The following is a 14,319-nucleotide window of genomic DNA, read 5'->3' on the forward strand; positions in this document are numbered from 1 at the left end:
AATGTAAAATTCTCCGGGCGAGAGCGAAACATTCTCCCCCTCTCAGGATGAGGTCTGACAGAGTGCGTGGTACATTTGTAGGGTCTTAAGGCCGGGACGACAGCGGTGAATGCCTCACGTTCCTCGGGCGGCTTCCAGCGCCTGCGGCGTATCGATGTCGAGGAAGGCGCTCTGGCCGTCGACGGGAACTTCGGCGACCGCCTCGGCGTGCTTGGCGATCAGATGGCGAGCGCCGACATCGCCGTCGAGCGTCATCAATTCCTTGAAGAAGCGCCGCGACCACAGCACCGGATTACCGCGACGGCCTTCGCTGACGGGCACCGCGATCAGATGGCCGCGGTCCGGCGCGAAGGTTTCGATGAGGTGGTCGATCAGCTTCGCGGAGATCAGCGGCATGTCGCCGAGGCAGACGATCGCACCGTCGGCATTCTCAGGCACCGCCGCGATGCCGGCCTTGACCGAGGACGCGAGGCCGCCGGCAAAATCCGGATTGCGGGCGAATTTGACGTTGAGGCCCGCCAGGGCCTGCTCGACCAGGTCGGCCTGATGGCCGGTGACGACGATGACGCTGGACGCCTTCGAGGCCAGCGCCTGCTCGGCGGCTATCCGCACCAGCTTCTTGCCGTCGATTTCGGCGAGCAGCTTGTTGGGGCCGCCCATCCGCGTCGAGCGGCCGGCCGCGAGCACGATGGCGGTGACGTTGCGGTTGGCCTCCGCGTCGATATGGGTGCGCGGCTGCGGCCGGGTCACGATTTCCATCAGCAGGCCGCCGACGCCCATGCCGGTCAATTCCGCGCGCGTGACCTTCAGGCCGGCGAGCAGCCGCATCAAGACCCAGTCGAATCCGTTTTCCACCGGCGAGCGCGCGCAGCCCGGCGCGCCCAGCACCGGCACATTGCCGGCATTGCCGATCAGCAGCAGATTGCCGGGATCGACCGGCATGCCGAAATGTTCGATCCGGCCGCCGATCTCGGTGATCGCGGCCGGGATGACGTCGCGGCGGTCGGCGATCGCGGACGCCCCGAACACGATCACGAGTTCGGCGCCGAGGCCGAGCAGTTCCCTGATCGAGGCGGCCAGCACCGCCTCGTCATGCAGCACGCGCCGCTCGGCGATGATGCTCGCACCCGCAGGCGCCAGCCGCTCCGCGGTCACGCGCAAGGTCTTGTCGATCACCTTGGTCGCAAGCCCCGGCAGCAGTGTCGAAACCACGCCGACGCGCTTGATCACATAGGGCGCGATCCGCAGCGTGCCCTTGCCTGCAACAGCCACCGCGGCGTCGCGGAGTTTCGCCTCGACCCCGAACGGGATCAGCTTGACGGTCGCGATCATCTCGCCTTCGACCACCGGCTTGAAGGCGGCGAGCGTCGCAAAGGTGATGGCCTCATCGACGCCGTTGATGCGATCGACCGCGGATCGGTCCACCACCAGCACGCCGGCCTCCGCCGCAAACAGATTGGCGCGGCCGGTAAAGGCGCGCTCGACATTGACGCCCTCGCCGGCAACCGCCTGCGCGATGCCGGCGGCGGCTTCGTCCTCGGAGACGTCGCCCGCTTCCAGCCGCACCACGACGATTTCCTTGACCCCGGCCTTGTTGAGCGCCTCGACCTCGGCAGGTCCGATCGTGGTGCCCTTCTTGAGCACCAGCGCGCCCTGCCGCAACGTATGCACGGTGACGCCGCCCATCGCGTCGGCCGGACTGGCGGGACCGAACTTCATGCTGCCTGCACCTTGGCGGATTCTTTCGGCAGCCGCAGCTCGGCGGTGATCTCGGCCATGATCGAGACCGCGATCTCCGACGGCGATACCGCGCCGATCGAAAGCCCGATCGGCGCATGGATGCGCGCGATGTCGGCGTCGGACGCGCCCTGCGCCTTCAGCCGGTCGGCGCGCTTGGCATGGGTCTTTCGCGACCCGAGCGCGCCGATGTAGAAGCAGTCGCGCTCGAAAGCGTGCAGCAGCGCGGGGTCGTCGATCTTGGGATCATGCGTCACGGCGACGAAGGCGGTGTAGTGATCGATGTTGAGCGGCGGCAGCGCCACGTCAGGCCATTCGGCGATCAGCGGCACATCGGGAAAGCGCTCGGGGCTGGCAAAGGCGGTGCGCGGATCGACCACGGTGACGTCGTAATCGAGCGAGCGCGCCAGCGGCGCCAGCGCCTGGCTAATATGGACCGCGCCGACGATGACGAGCTTCGCGGTCGGCGCGTAGACGTTGAGGAACAGCTTCTTGCCGCCGCTTTCGACCATGCCGCTCTTGCCCATCCGGAGCTGTTTGGAAAGTTCGGCACTCAGCGGGTCGGTGGCGATGTCCCTGGCCTTCACCAGCCGTTGATCGCCATTGGCGACATCGGTGACCACGATGACCGGGTGGCGTGCGGCGCGCTCGATATTGACTTGCGCAAGAGTTTCCAGCCTCACGATTGCCCCACCTTCTCGACGAACACGCGGATGGTGCCGCCGCAGGACAGCCCGACATTCCAGGCGGTCTCGTCGGCGACGCCGAATTCAAGCATTTTGGGCTTGCCGCTGGCGATCACGTCCAGCGCCTCGGTAACGACAGCGCCCTCGACGCAGCCGCCGGAAACCGAGCCCAGGAACGTGCCGTCATCATTGATGACGAGGCTGGAGCCGGCCGGTCGCGGCGCCGAGCCCCAGGTCTCGACCACGGTGGCAAGCGCCACGCCGTGGCCGGCCTTCTGCCAGTTCTCGGCGGCCTGCAGAATGTCTTCGTCGCGGTTGAGCATGTAAGACCCTCCTTCAGGCGGCCGAGCGGATGCGGCTCATGTGGTGCGGCGGGGGTGGCGCCGAAAGCGCCTCGATCAGCCCTTCCATCGACGTCAAGTTATGCACCGGGCGGAATTCGTCAACGTGCGGCAGCATCATTTTGATGCCCTGCGCCTTGGCCTCGAAACCGCTGTAGCGCAGCAGGGGATTGAGCCAGATCAGGCGGCGGCAGGAGCGGTGCAGCCGGTCCATCTCGAAGGCGAGCTTGGCGTCGGCCTCGCGCTCCAGCCCGTCCGAGATCAGGAGCACGATGGCGCCCTGCCCCAGCACGCGGCGGCCCCATAATTTGTTGAAGGAGTGCAGCGAGGTGGCGATCCGGGTACCGCCGGCCCAGTCCTCCACCGACGACGAACAGCTCGCCAGCGCCTCGTCCGGGTCCTTTGCCCGCAGCGCGCGCGTCACGTTGGTCAGCCGCGTGCCGAACAGGAACACCGAGACGCGCTTGCGGGCGTCGGTGATGGCGTGGAGGAAGTGCAGGAACAGGCGGGTGTATTCGCTCATCGATCCCGATATATCGAGCAGCGCCACGATCGGCGCCGGCTTGTCGATCCGGCCGAGTTTTCGGATATCGATGATCTCGCCGCCGGTGCGAAGGCTGCTGCGCAAGGTGCGGCGCATGTCGAGGCGCAGGCCCCTGGCGTCGGGCTGGTAGCGGCGGGTGCGCAGTTCGGCCTGCGGCAGCCTCATATTGGCAATGGCGCGGGTGACCTCGGCGATCTCCGCCGCGCTCATCTGCGCAAAATCCTTCTTCTGCAGGATCTCCTTGTCGGAGACCGACAGCCGCAACTCCTCCTGCTGGACTTCCTGCTGCTCGTCGCGCATCGAGGGCTGCGCCATCGCCTCCTGCACGCGGCGGGAGGCCGGCGGCGGCTTCTTCCTGGCGTGGTCCGGCAGCGGCACCGAATCCAGCATGTGCTTCCAGTCTTCGGCGGCGCGGAAGAACAGGTCGAAGGCCTGCTCGAAGATCAGCGTATGCTCGTGACGCTTGACGAAGATCGCTTCGAGCGTGGTGTAGACATCGGCGCGGTGGCCGATCTCGATCAGCTGCAGCGCGTTCAGCGCATCGATCACCGAGCCCGGGCCGACCGGCATCCCGGCCGCGCGCAAGGCGCGGGCGAAGCCGACGACGTTGTTCGCCATGTGCCCGGTCGGCGGGTTGAGGTGATCGATGTCCGTCATAGCAAAACTAACTCCCCCGTCATTCCGAGGCGATGCGTCAGCATCGAACCCGGAATCTCGAGATTCCGGGTTCACGCTTCGCGTGCCCCGGAATGACGGCAAGGGCTACCCCTCGCTCGTCGCGTCCTTCAAAACCTTCTGCAGCGTGTCGCCCTGCATCCGCGCGATGTCGTCCTGGTATTTCAGCAGCGCGCCCAGCGTGTCGCCGACCAGTTGCGGGGTCAGCGAGCGGGCGTCGAGCTCGGTCAGCGCGGTGGCCCAGTCGATGGTTTCGGCGACACCAGGCGACTTGTAGAAATCCTGGTCGCGCAGCGCCTGCACGAAGCGGACGACCTGCTGCGACAGCTTTGCGGAAATGCCCGGTACCCGCGACTTGACGATCGCAAGCTCGCGCTCGGCCTCGGGATAATCCACCCAGTGATAGAGGCAGCGGCGCTTCAGCGCGTCGTGGATCTCGCGGGTGCGGTTCGAGGTGATGATGACGATCGGCGGCTGCGGTGCCTTGATGGTGCCGAATTCGGGGATCGTCACCTGGAAGTCGCTGAGGATTTCCAGAAGATACGCCTCGAACGCCTCGTCGGCGCGGTCGAGTTCGTCGATCAGCAGCACCGGCGCGCCGGCGACGTCAGGCTCCAGCGCCTGCAACAGCGGGCGCTTGATCAGAAAGCGTTCGGCGAAGATGTCCGAAGACAACTGCTCGCGATCGGTATCGCCGGCAGCTTCCGCAAGCCGGATCGCGATCATCTGCGCGGCGCTGCTCCACTCGTAGACGGCGGAGGCGACGTCGAGGCCCTCATAGCATTGCAGGCGGATCAGCTTGCGCCCGAGCGCCGCCGACAGCACTTTTGCGATTTCGGTCTTGCCGACGCCGGCCTCGCCTTCGAGGAACAGCGGCCGGCCCATGCGCAGCGACAGATAGGCCACCGTCGCCAGCGACCGCTCCGCGAAATAGCCGCGCGCGTTGAGAAGCTCAAGCATCCCATCGACGGATTTGGGCAGCGCCGATGCACTCATGAGACAGCCAATCTTGATGCGCCAGTAATCGGCAACTACTTCGCCGTCGCCGCTTCGACCGCGCGCCGCGTCAGCACGCCGATCAGGTGCGCGCGGTATTCGGCGCTGCCATGCAGGTCGCTGTTGAGCCCTTCCGCCGGAACCGAAATGCCGTCCAGCACCTTGTGCGAGAAGCGCTTCTTCAGGGCTTCCTCGAACGCAGTCGCGCGGAACACGCCGTCCGAGCCCGCGCCCGTCACCGCCACCCGCACGTCGGACGGCCGCTTGGCGACGAACACGCCGACCAGCGCATAGCGCGAGGCCTGGTTGCGGAACTTGATGTAGGCCGCCTTCTTCGGCAGCGGGAACATCACCTTGGTGATGATCTCGTCGCTCTCGAGCGCGGTCGTGAACAGGCCCTGGAAGAATTCCTCCGCCTTGAGGCGGCGCTTGTTGGTGACGATGGTAGCGCCGAGCGCAAGCACGGCGGCCGGATAATCCGCGGTCGGGTCGTTGTTGGCGAGCGAGCCCCCGATCGTGCCCTTATGGCGCACCGCGGGATCGCCGATCTGGCCGGCGAGTTCGGCAAGCGCCGGAATGGCTTCGCCGACGATCGCCGACGTCGCGACACTGGCATGCTTCGCCGTCGCGCCGATCACCAGCGAACGGCCCTTCATTTCGATGGTGTCGAGCCCTTCGATATGGGAGAGGTCGACCAGATGCGGCGGGCTGGCGAGCCTTTGCTTCATGACCGGCACCAACGTGTGGCCGCCGGCGATCACCTTGGCGTCTTCGTTCTTCACCAGCAGATTGGCGGCCTGCCGCACGGTCGCCGGACGATGATATTTGAATTCGTACATGAGAACTTCCTGATCGCGGGTCGCGATGAAAATCGATTAAGCGAGATCGGATTTGGCCATCGCCTTGGCGCCGGCTGCGATCGAGGTAACGATGTTCTGGTAGCCGGTGCAGCGGCAGAGGTTGCCTTCGAGCTCTTCGCGAATGACCTGGTCGGAGAGGTCGTTGCCCTTGCGATGAACCAGATCCACCGCGGTCATGATCATGCCGGGGGTGCAGAAGCCGCACTGCAAGCCGTGATGCTCGCGGAAGGCTTCCTGCATCGGGTGCAGCGGCGCGCCGTCGGCGGCCAGCCCCTCGATGGTGCGGACCTCATGTCCGTCGGCCATCACCGCCAGCGTGGTGCAGGACTTCACCGCCTTGCCGTCGAGATGCACGACGCAGGCGCCGCATTGCGAGGTGTCGCAGCCGACATGGGTGCCCGTCAGCCGGAGATTCTCTCGCAGAAACTGGACCAGCAGGGTACGGGGATCGATATTGGCGTTTACGGGATTACCGTTCACGATCAGGGAAATCTTGGCCATCAGCACTCTCTTGGGCTGCACAGTCGCATATCAGCCGCGCAGGCGTTTTTATAGTCATTCCAAAGCCCATAATATGGGCCATCCCGGTAATGAGCAACCTCAGGAGCCCCTCGCCTGGAGCATGGCCTGAGTGACTTGACGGGGCCGGTTCGGCAGGGCCGGCAGCGCAGGAATCAGCCTCGGGGCAGCCTCTGGATCAAAATTAGCCCTGCACTGCCTTGCCGAAATTGGCGAAGAATTCGTCGGCCAGCTTCTTGGCCGCGCCGTTGATCAGCCGCTGTCCGAGCTGGGCCAGCTTGCCGCCGATCTGCGCCTCGACATTGTAGCTGAGAAGCGTGCCGCCATCCTTCTCCGACAGCGCCACCGTGGCGCCCCCCTTGGCAAAGCCGGCGACGCCGCCCTCGCCCTCGCCCGAGATCTTGTAGCCGTTGGGCGGGTCGAGGTCGCTCAGCATGACCTTGCCCTTGAAGCGGGCCGAGACCGGGCCGACCTTCATCTTGGCGGTCGCGCGGAAGCCGTTGTCCTCGGTCCTTTCCAACTCCTCGCAGCCGGGGATGCAGGCCTTCAGCACTTCCGGATCGTTCAGCTTGGCCCACACCGCCTCGCGCGACGCCGCAAGCTGGACTTCGCCATTCATCGTCATCGCCATGGGGGTGCCTCCCGAGATCCACACTTAACTTGATTTCCCCAAGTAAAGCACGCCCGGGGCAAAAGGAAGGGCGATAAGCAATGCAAATTCGCACCTGCAACAAGTGCAGGGCGACAAGGGCATTGGCATGGGGAGGCCGGGATGGTTAGGTCGCCCGCAGATGAGTACGCCCCTCTCCCCGCTGCTTGCCCCGATGCTGTCGAGCGCTGCGATGCGCGCGGTCTGCGACGATGCCGCGACCCTGCAGAACATGCTGGATTTCGAGGCGGCGCTGGCGCGTGCCGAGGCCGCCGTCGGGGTGATTCCGGAGAGTGCCGCGGGGTCGATCACGAAAGCGTGCAAGGCCGAATCATTCGATATCGCCGCGCTGGCCGATGCCGCGACGAGGTCCGGTAACCTCGCCATCCCCCTCGTCAAGGCGCTGACCTCCAGCGTCGCCAGGGCGGATGCCGATGCCGCGCGCTACGTCCATTGGGGGGCGACCAGCCAGGACGTGATCGATACCGGCACCATGCTCGGCCTGCGCGCCGGGATCGATGCCCTGCTCGCGGATATCGATCGTGCGATCGCGGGCTTTGCCGGACTGGCACGCCGGCACCGCGATACGGCGGTGGTCGCCCGGACCTGGCTGCAACATGCGCTGCCGATGCCGTTCGGACTGAAGCTTGCCGAATATGCCGCGGCCCTCCACCGCTCGCGCGTGCGACTGAGGCGCCTGCCCAGCGAGACGCTGGCGCTGCAATTCGGTGGCGCCGCCGGTACGCTTGCCGCGCTCGGCGACAAGGGATTGCAGGTCGCCGAACGGCTGGCCGGCGAATTGAAACTGCCCCTGCCCGATGCGCCCTGGCACACCCACCGCGACCGCATCGCGGAAGCGGCCTCGGTATTCGCCATCCTTGCCGGCACCTGCGGCAAGATAGCGCGCGACGTTTCGCTGATGATGCAGACCGATGTCGGCGAAGCCTTCGAACCATCAGGGGAAGGCCGCGGCGGCTCCTCCACCATGCCGCACAAGCGCAATCCGGTGGCGGCCGCCGGTGCGCTGGCCGCGGCGACCATGGCGCCCAACCTCGCCGCGACGATCTTTGCGGCGCAGGTGCAGGAGCACGAGCGCAGCGCCGGCCCCTGGCACGCGGAATGGCCGACACTACCGACGCTGCTGCTGGTGACGTCAGGCGGATTGGCGGCGATCGTCGATATCGCGGAAGGGCTGGAAGTCGACGCCGAACGCATGCGGCAAAACCTCGACGCCACCCATGGGCTGATCATGGCCGAAGCGGTGGCGATGCGGCTGGCCGGGAAGATCGGCAAGAGCGATGCGCATCACCTGGTCGAGGCCGCCAGCAAGAAGGCGGTCAAGGACAGGTCGCATCTGCGCAACGTGCTGCAGGCGGATGCCAAGGTCACGGCGCAGCTCGGCACTGAAGAGATTGCAAAACTGTTCGAGCCGATGGCCTATCAGGGCGCTTCGCAGGCCCTGATCGACCGCCTGCTCGCTTCCCTGGAAGACCGATAAGACACCGGAGACCTCCCATGCCGATGATCGACGCCGACGGCTGCCTGCTCAACGTATCCGTCGAAGGCCGCGACGGCGGACCGACGCTGATGCTGTCGAATTCCTTGGGCTCGACCATGCAGATGTGGGAGCCGCAGATGAAGGCGCTGACGCAGGTGTTCCGCGTCGTCCGCTACGACCGCCGCGGCCATGGCAAGTCGAGCGTGCCGCCGGGCCCCTACTCGCTGGAACGCTTCGGCCGCGACGTGCTGGCGATCCTCGACGATCTCAATATCGCGAAGGCGCACTGGTGCGGCCTGTCGATGGGCGGCATGATCGGGCAATGGCTTGGCGCCAACGCGCCCGACCGGTTCGGCAAGATCATCCTCGCCAACACCACCTGCTATTACCCGGACCCGACGCGCTGGAACGACCGCATCAGGGCGGTGAAGGAAGGCGGCATTGCCGCGGTCGCCGACGCCGTGCTGGCGGGTTGGCTGACGGCGGATTTCCGCGAGCGGCAGCCGCAGGTCGCAGCCAGCATGAAGGCGATGATGCTGACGACGCCGGTCGAGGGCTACATCGCCTGCTGCGAGGCGCTGTCGACGTTGGACCAGCGCGAGCTTCTTCCTAAAATCAAGAACCCGACGCTGATCATTGCCGGACGTCACGACATGTCGACGACGATCGCGGACGGAGAATTCATGCGCAGCCGGATTCCCGGTGCGAGCATGACCATCCTCGACGCCGCCCATATTTCCAATGTCGAGCAGCCGCACGCCTTCACCGATGCGGTGATCGGATTTCTGACGCAACGCTAGCAACCACGGATGTCATTGCGAGCGAAGCGAAGCAATCCATCTCACGGCTTGCGGAAACATGGATTGCTTCGTCGCTTCGCTCCTCGCAATGACGGGAGGAGAACCAATGGACGACAAGCAACGCCGCGACGACGGCATGGCGCAGCGCCGAAGAGTGCTCGGCAATGAATGGGTCGACAAGTCGATCAAGAACCGCAACGCGTTCAACACCGATTTCCAGGACCTGATCACCCGCTATGCCTGGGGCGACATCTGGACCCGGCCGCATTTCGACCACCGCACCCGCCGCGTGCTCGTAATCGGCACCATGGTGGCGCTCGGGCAATGGGATGAATTCCGCCTGCATGTGCGTGCGGCGCTGGCCGAGGGCGGCTTCACGCCCGACGACATCAAGGAAATCCTGCTGCAGCAGGCGATCTATTGCGGCGTGCCGGCGGCCAACCATGCGGTCAAGGAAGCGGGCGCGATCATCGCCGAACTAGCTATGTTGAAGACCTAGCTTCCCCGATGCCGAACCCTCGTGTCCCGGACGCGGCGCGAAGCGCCGCCGGGATGGTTGCGGGGGAACAGCGGTTCCGGTCGCGATGATCGCAAGGCAAAGGCATGGCCGGACCGTGGCGCTGGAACCGCACTTGCCGAACAAGCTCTGTACAAGCCGATAAAGCCGCCCCCCGCGCTGTTGCCGCCCCCGGTTCCCACCTGTTAGAAAACGCCACGACGCGTCGTCATGGGCTGCCGGAGCTCTCGCCGCGTCCCCGGACAAAAACGGCAGCGCATGGATTATTTCGCCCAGCAACTGATCAACGGCCTCGTGCTCGGTTCGATCTACGGCCTGATCGCCATCGGCTACACGATGGTCTACGGCATCGTCGGCATGATCAATTTCGCCCATGGCGATATCTTCATGATCGGCGGCTTCATCGCCCTGATCACCTTCCTGATCCTCATCTCGTTCGGGCTCACCGCCATTCCGCTGATCCTGCTGGTCATGCTGCTGGTGTCGATGGCGATCACCGCGCTCTATGGCTGGACGGTGGAGCGCATCGCCTACCGGCCGCTGCGGCATTCATTCCGCCTGGCGCCGATGCTCTCCGCCATCGGCATGTCTTTCGTGCTGACCAATTATTCGCAGGTCGCCCAGGGCGCGCGCGTAAAACCGGTGCCGCCGATCATCACCGGCGGCCACACCCTGCATGAGGGCGCCGATGGCTTCAATGTGCAGCTCTCCAACATTCAGATCGTCGTCGTGGTCACGACCGTGGTGCTGCTCGCGCTGTTCACCTGGCTGGTGTCGCGCACGCGGCTCGGGCGCGACATGCGCGCCTGCGAGCAGGACCAGACCATGGCCTCGCTGCTCGGCGTCGACGTCGACCGCACCATCTCCATGACCTTCGTGATCGGGGCGGCGCTCGCGGCGGTCGCCGGCATGATGTACCTGCTCTATTACGGGCTGGTCGATTTCTTCATGGGCTTCGTCGCCGGCATCAAGGCGTTCACCGCTGCCGTGCTCGGCGGCATCGGTTCGCTGCCCGGCGCGATGCTGGGCGGACTTCTGATCGGGCTGATCGAGACGCTGTGGTCGGCCTATTTCTCGGTCGAGTACAAGGACGTCGCCGCGTTCTCGATCCTGATCGTGGTCCTGATCTTCCTTCCGACCGGCCTGCTCGGCCGGCCTGAAGTCGAAAAAGTCTGACGGGCGATAGCGTGAGCGCAAACCCCGCCCCCACCTCGCGCGCTCCCGGCGCCGCCTTCATCCTCAAGAAGTCGCTGATCAGCGCGCTGGTTGCGCTGGTGCTGTTCTCGCTGATGATCGGTATCCGCACCGAAGCGGGATCGGACGGACAGTTGACCTACTGGACGCGCTTCGGCGACCTCGCCGCCATCGTCGCGGCGGTGTTCGGCGGCAGCATCGTCATCGAGCTGCTGCGGCAATGGTGGGGACCGGTCGATACCGCACGGGTCGTCCCTGCCCCGGTGCAGAACGCCGTCTCGCTCGCCGGACGCTTCGTCGCCCCGGTGCTCTTGGTGTTCACCTTCCTGGTGCCGGTGCTGTTCTACGACCAGCGCTACATTCTCGACCTCGGCATCCTCGTGCTCACCTACGTCATGCTCGGATGGGGGCTGAATGTGGTGGTCGGCCTCGCCGGCCTGCTCGACCTCGGCTATGTCGCGTTCTACGCGGTCGGTGCCTATTCCTACGCGCTGCTCGCCACCAATTTCGGCCTGTCGTTCTGGGTCTGCCTGCCGCTCGCCGGCATTCTCGCAGCGTTCTGGGGCGTGCTGCTCGGCTTTCCCGTGCTGCGGCTGCGCGGCGACTATCTCGCCATCGTCACGCTGGCCTTCGGCGAGATCATCCGCCTCGTCATCATCAACTGGCAGAGCCTGACCGGCGGACCGAACGGCGTCACCGGCATTCCGCGGCCGACCCTGTTCGGTATTCCGCTCACGCCGGGCGACGATGGGCTGGCGGCGCTGCTCGGCATCGAATTCTCGCCGACCCACCGCATCGTGTTCCTGTTCTATCTGATCCTGGCGCTGGCGCTCGTCACCAACTGGGTCACGATCCGGTTGCGCCGGTTGCCGATCGGCCGCGCCTGGGAGGCGCTGCGCGAGGACGAAGTCGCCTGCCGCGCGCTCGGCATCAACACCACCACGACCAAGCTGACGGCGTTTGCGACCGGGGCGATGTTCGGCGGCTTTGCCGGCGCGTTCTTCGCAACGAGGCAGGGCTTCATCAGCCCTGAGTCCTTCACCTTCCAGGAATCGGCGCTGGTGCTGGCGATCGTGGTCCTGGGCGGCATGGGCTCGCAGCTCGGCGTCGCGCTCGCCGCGCTCACGATGATTGGCGGCTTCGAGCTGTTCCGCGGGCTCGACCAGTACCGCATGCTGGTGTTCGGCATGGCGATGGTGCTGTTGATGATCTGGCGGCCGCGCGGCCTGATCGGCCATCGCGCGCCGACCGTGTTCCTCAAGCGCCAGCAAGCGATCTCGTCCGACCTCGTCAAGGAGGGCCACGGATGAGCGACGCTCCGATCCTCTCCGTCGATCGCCTGTCGATGCGCTTCGGCGGCATCGTCGCCGTCAACGAGCTTTCCTTCAATGCCGAGCGGCGCAGGATCACCGCATTGATCGGCCCGAACGGCGCCGGCAAGACCACCGTCTTCAACTGCATCACCGGCTTCTACAAGCCGACCTCCGGCGCCATCCGCCTGACGCAGGACGACGGCCATGTGACACGGCTCGAACGTCTCAACGATTTCCGGATCGCCAAGCTCGCCCGCGTCGCCCGCACCTTCCAGAACATCCGCCTGTTTCCCGGCATGACGGCGCTGGAGAACCTGATGGTGGCGCAGCACAACGCGCTGATGCGCGCCTCCGGCCTGACGTTCCTCGGCCTGATCGGCGCGCCGTCCTGGCGCCAGGCCGAACGGGCCGCGATCGATCTTGCGCGCACCTGGCTCGACCGCATCGGGCTGCTCGATCGCGCCGACGACGCCGCCGGCAACCTGCCCTACGGCGACCAGCGGCGGCTGGAGATCGCGCGCGCGATGTGCACCGAGCCGGCGCTGCTCTGCCTCGACGAGCCGGCCGCCGGCCTCAATGCGCGCGAGAGCGCGGCGTTGAGCGAATTGCTGCTTTCGATCCGCGCCGACCGGGGCACCTCGATCCTCCTGATCGAGCACGACATGAGCGTGGTGATGGAAATCTCCGACCATGTCGTGGTGATGGACCATGGCGTGAAGATATCAGAGGGCACGCCGAAGCAGATCCGCGACGACCCCAAGGTGATCGCCGCCTATCTCGGCACCGACGAGGAAGAAGCCATCGCGGTGATGGAGAGCGGCACGTGAGCGCGTCGCCTGCAACTCCCCTGCTCGCGATCCGCTCGCTGCGCGCGGCCTATGGCAAGATCGAGGCGCTGAAGGGCGTCGATATCGTTATCAACGCGGGAGAGATCGTCGCGCTGATCGGGGCCAATGGCGCCGGCAAGTCGACGCTGATGATGACGATCTTCGGCCGGCCGCGCGCCCGCTCCGGACGCATCGAGTTCGACGGCAAGGACATTACCGCCGTGCCGACGCATGAGATCGCGCGGCTGCGCATTGCGCAATCGCCCGAGGGTCGCCGCATCTTCCCGCGCATGAGCGTGGCGGAAAACCTTCAGATGGGCGCCGATGCCACCGACTCCAGCGAGGCCGACCGGGCGAACGGGCTGGAGCGCGTCTTCGCGCTGTTCCCGCGCCTGAAGGAACGCATGACCCAGCGCGGCGGCACGCTCTCCGGCGGCGAGCAGCAGATGCTGGCGATCGGCCGCGCTTTGATGAGCCGGCCGCGCCTTCTGATGCTGGACGAGCCGTCGCTTGGGCTCGCGCCCCTGATCGCGCGGCAGATTTTCGATGCGATCAGGACGCTGAACCGGCAGGACGGGCTGACAGTCCTGATCGTCGAACAGAACGCCAACCACGCGCTGAAGCTGGCCCACCGCGGCTACGTCATGGTCAATGGCCTGATCACCTTGTCAGGAACCGGCAGCGAACTGCTGCAGCGCCCGGAAATCCGTGCCGCCTATCTCGAAGGCGGCCGGCGGGAGTAACGGCTGGCCCGCCCGCCCTGCACGCTGCGGCAAGATGCTGCGAGCCGGCCGTGGATTTGCCCGAAAATTGCCGATGACTTCGTCATAAAATCAGCCGACAATGGGCGGGATTTTCGTACCCGGGCCCGCCGGGTATTTCCCGAAATCGACTGACCTGCGAGGATCTCTCATGAAATCTCTGAAACTTATCGGCCTGGCCTTGGGCGCATCGTTGGCGCTGTCGACAACGGCGCTGGCGCAGGACATCTCTATCGCAGTGGCCGGCCCGATGACGGGCGGCGAATCCGCGTTCGGCCGGCAGATGAAGAACGGCGCCGAACAGGCAGTGGCCGACATCAACGCCGCCGGCGGCGTGCTCGGCAGGAAGCTCGCGCTGCAGGTCGGCGACGATGCCTGCGATCCCAAGCAGGCGCGCTCGGT

16 protein-coding genes are annotated in these 14,319 nt (G+C 65.8%); 8 read left to right on the forward strand and 8 right to left on the reverse strand.

What is annotated here, in order from left to right; genetic code table 11:
- Positions 1 to 114: 114 nt before the first annotated feature.
- The 8 genes from V7E26_RS24880 to V7E26_RS24915 form a co-directional block, all read right to left on the reverse strand.
- The gene (locus V7E26_RS24880) at positions 115 to 1,719 is read right to left on the reverse strand and encodes a molybdopterin-binding/glycosyltransferase family 2 protein (RefSeq protein WP_324421477.1); all 1,605 of its coding nucleotides are present in this window, start codon (positions 1,717 to 1,719) and stop codon (positions 115 to 117) included.
- On the reverse strand, positions 1,716 to 2,420 hold the full coding sequence (locus V7E26_RS24885; RefSeq protein WP_324421480.1) for an XdhC family protein: 705 nt from the start codon (positions 2,418 to 2,420) through the stop codon (positions 1,716 to 1,718). Before V7E26_RS24885 ends, V7E26_RS24880 begins: the two co-directional genes overlap by 4 nt.
- Positions 2,417 to 2,746, reverse strand: a complete 330-nt coding sequence (locus V7E26_RS24890; protein ID WP_025589337.1) for an XdhC family protein — start codon at positions 2,744 to 2,746, stop codon at positions 2,417 to 2,419. Before V7E26_RS24890 ends, V7E26_RS24885 begins: the two co-directional genes overlap by 4 nt.
- A 13-nt stretch (positions 2,747 to 2,759) precedes the next feature.
- Positions 2,760 to 3,965 carry a vWA domain-containing protein gene (locus V7E26_RS24895; protein WP_324421485.1) on the reverse strand — a complete coding sequence of 402 codons (1,206 nt, stop codon included), beginning with the start codon at positions 3,963 to 3,965 and terminating at the stop codon, positions 2,760 to 2,762.
- Between the two features lie 105 nt (positions 3,966 to 4,070).
- Entirely contained in the window at positions 4,071 to 4,979 is a 909-nt protein-coding gene (locus V7E26_RS24900; RefSeq protein WP_324421487.1) for an AAA family ATPase, read from the reverse strand.
- A gap of 35 nt (positions 4,980 to 5,014) precedes the next feature.
- Positions 5,015 to 5,818 carry an FAD binding domain-containing protein gene (locus V7E26_RS24905; protein ID WP_324421489.1) on the reverse strand — a complete coding sequence of 268 codons (804 nt, stop codon included), beginning with the start codon at positions 5,816 to 5,818 and terminating at the stop codon, positions 5,015 to 5,017.
- Positions 5,819 to 5,854: 36 nt separating this feature from the next.
- Positions 5,855 to 6,340, reverse strand: coding sequence for a (2Fe-2S)-binding protein (locus V7E26_RS24910; protein ID WP_324421491.1), 486 nt, complete (start codon positions 6,338 to 6,340; stop codon positions 5,855 to 5,857).
- Between the two features lie 202 nt (positions 6,341 to 6,542).
- Positions 6,543 to 6,989, reverse strand: coding sequence for an SRPBCC family protein (locus V7E26_RS24915; RefSeq protein ID WP_324421493.1), 447 nt, complete (start codon positions 6,987 to 6,989; stop codon positions 6,543 to 6,545).
- A gap of 160 nt (positions 6,990 to 7,149) precedes the next feature.
- Here V7E26_RS24915 and V7E26_RS24920 point away from each other — a divergent pair, with 160 nt between their 5' ends.
- From V7E26_RS24920 to V7E26_RS24955, 8 genes are all read left to right on the forward strand, one after another.
- Positions 7,150 to 8,505: a 3-carboxy-cis,cis-muconate cycloisomerase gene (locus tag V7E26_RS24920; RefSeq protein ID WP_324421495.1), complete on the forward strand. Its 1,356-nt coding sequence runs from the start codon at positions 7,150 to 7,152 to the stop codon at positions 8,503 to 8,505.
- Between the two features lie 17 nt (positions 8,506 to 8,522).
- Positions 8,523 to 9,305 (forward strand): 3-oxoadipate enol-lactonase, encoded by a 783-nt coding sequence (pcaD, locus tag V7E26_RS24925; protein ID WP_324421497.1) that lies wholly within the window; start codon positions 8,523 to 8,525, stop codon positions 9,303 to 9,305.
- Positions 9,306 to 9,411: 106 nt separating this feature from the next.
- Entirely contained in the window at positions 9,412 to 9,804 is a 393-nt protein-coding gene (locus V7E26_RS24930) for a carboxymuconolactone decarboxylase family protein (RefSeq protein WP_324421499.1), read from the forward strand.
- A gap of 276 nt (positions 9,805 to 10,080) precedes the next feature.
- Positions 10,081 to 10,998 carry an ABC transporter permease subunit gene (locus V7E26_RS24935; protein ID WP_324421501.1) on the forward strand — a complete coding sequence of 306 codons (918 nt, stop codon included), beginning with the start codon at positions 10,081 to 10,083 and terminating at the stop codon, positions 10,996 to 10,998.
- A gap of 59 nt (positions 10,999 to 11,057) precedes the next feature.
- Positions 11,058 to 12,326 carry a high-affinity branched-chain amino acid ABC transporter permease LivM gene (gene livM / locus V7E26_RS24940; protein WP_442893474.1) on the forward strand — a complete coding sequence of 423 codons (1,269 nt, stop codon included), beginning with the start codon at positions 11,058 to 11,060 and terminating at the stop codon, positions 12,324 to 12,326.
- Positions 12,323 to 13,156, forward strand: coding sequence for an ABC transporter ATP-binding protein (locus V7E26_RS24945; protein ID WP_324421505.1), 834 nt, complete (start codon positions 12,323 to 12,325; stop codon positions 13,154 to 13,156). Before livM ends, V7E26_RS24945 begins: the two co-directional genes overlap by 4 nt.
- Entirely contained in the window at positions 13,153 to 13,899 is a 747-nt protein-coding gene (locus V7E26_RS24950) for an ABC transporter ATP-binding protein (protein WP_324421507.1), read from the forward strand. Before V7E26_RS24945 ends, V7E26_RS24950 begins: the two co-directional genes overlap by 4 nt.
- A gap of 169 nt (positions 13,900 to 14,068) precedes the next feature.
- Positions 14,069 to 14,319, forward strand: a 251-nt coding sequence (locus V7E26_RS24955) for an ABC transporter substrate-binding protein (RefSeq protein WP_324421509.1), incomplete at its 3' end; no start/stop codon positions are given.

It is taken from the genome of Bradyrhizobium sp., assembly GCF_036735945.1.
Classification (GTDB): Bacteria; Pseudomonadota; Alphaproteobacteria; order Rhizobiales; family Xanthobacteraceae; genus Bradyrhizobium.

Coding starts and splice junctions, on each gene's coding strand:
- V7E26_RS24880 (WP_324421477.1), bottom strand. CDS start 1,719: ATGAAGTTCGGTCCCGCCAGTCCGGCCGACGCGATGGGCGGCGTCACC.
- V7E26_RS24890 (WP_025589337.1), bottom strand. CDS start 2,746: ATGCTCAACCGCGACGAAGACATTCTGCAGGCCGCCGAGAACTGGCAG.
- V7E26_RS24895 (WP_324421485.1), bottom strand. CDS start 3,965: ATGACGGACATCGATCACCTCAACCCGCCGACCGGGCACATGGCGAAC.
- V7E26_RS24900 (WP_324421487.1), bottom strand. CDS start 4,979: ATGAGTGCATCGGCGCTGCCCAAATCCGTCGATGGGATGCTTGAGCTT.
- V7E26_RS24905 (WP_324421489.1), bottom strand. CDS start 5,818: ATGTACGAATTCAAATATCATCGTCCGGCGACCGTGCGGCAGGCCGCC.
- V7E26_RS24910 (WP_324421491.1), bottom strand. CDS start 6,340: ATGGCCAAGATTTCCCTGATCGTGAACGGTAATCCCGTAAACGCCAAT.
- V7E26_RS24915 (WP_324421493.1), bottom strand. CDS start 6,989: ATGGCGATGACGATGAATGGCGAAGTCCAGCTTGCGGCGTCGCGCGAG.
- V7E26_RS24920 (WP_324421495.1), top strand. CDS start 7,150: ATGAGTACGCCCCTCTCCCCGCTGCTTGCCCCGATGCTGTCGAGCGCT.
- pcaD (WP_324421497.1), top strand. CDS start 8,523: ATGCCGATGATCGACGCCGACGGCTGCCTGCTCAACGTATCCGTCGAA.
- V7E26_RS24930 (WP_324421499.1), top strand. CDS start 9,412: ATGGACGACAAGCAACGCCGCGACGACGGCATGGCGCAGCGCCGAAGA.
- V7E26_RS24935 (WP_324421501.1), top strand. CDS start 10,081: ATGGATTATTTCGCCCAGCAACTGATCAACGGCCTCGTGCTCGGTTCG.
- V7E26_RS24945 (WP_324421505.1), top strand. CDS start 12,323: ATGAGCGACGCTCCGATCCTCTCCGTCGATCGCCTGTCGATGCGCTTC.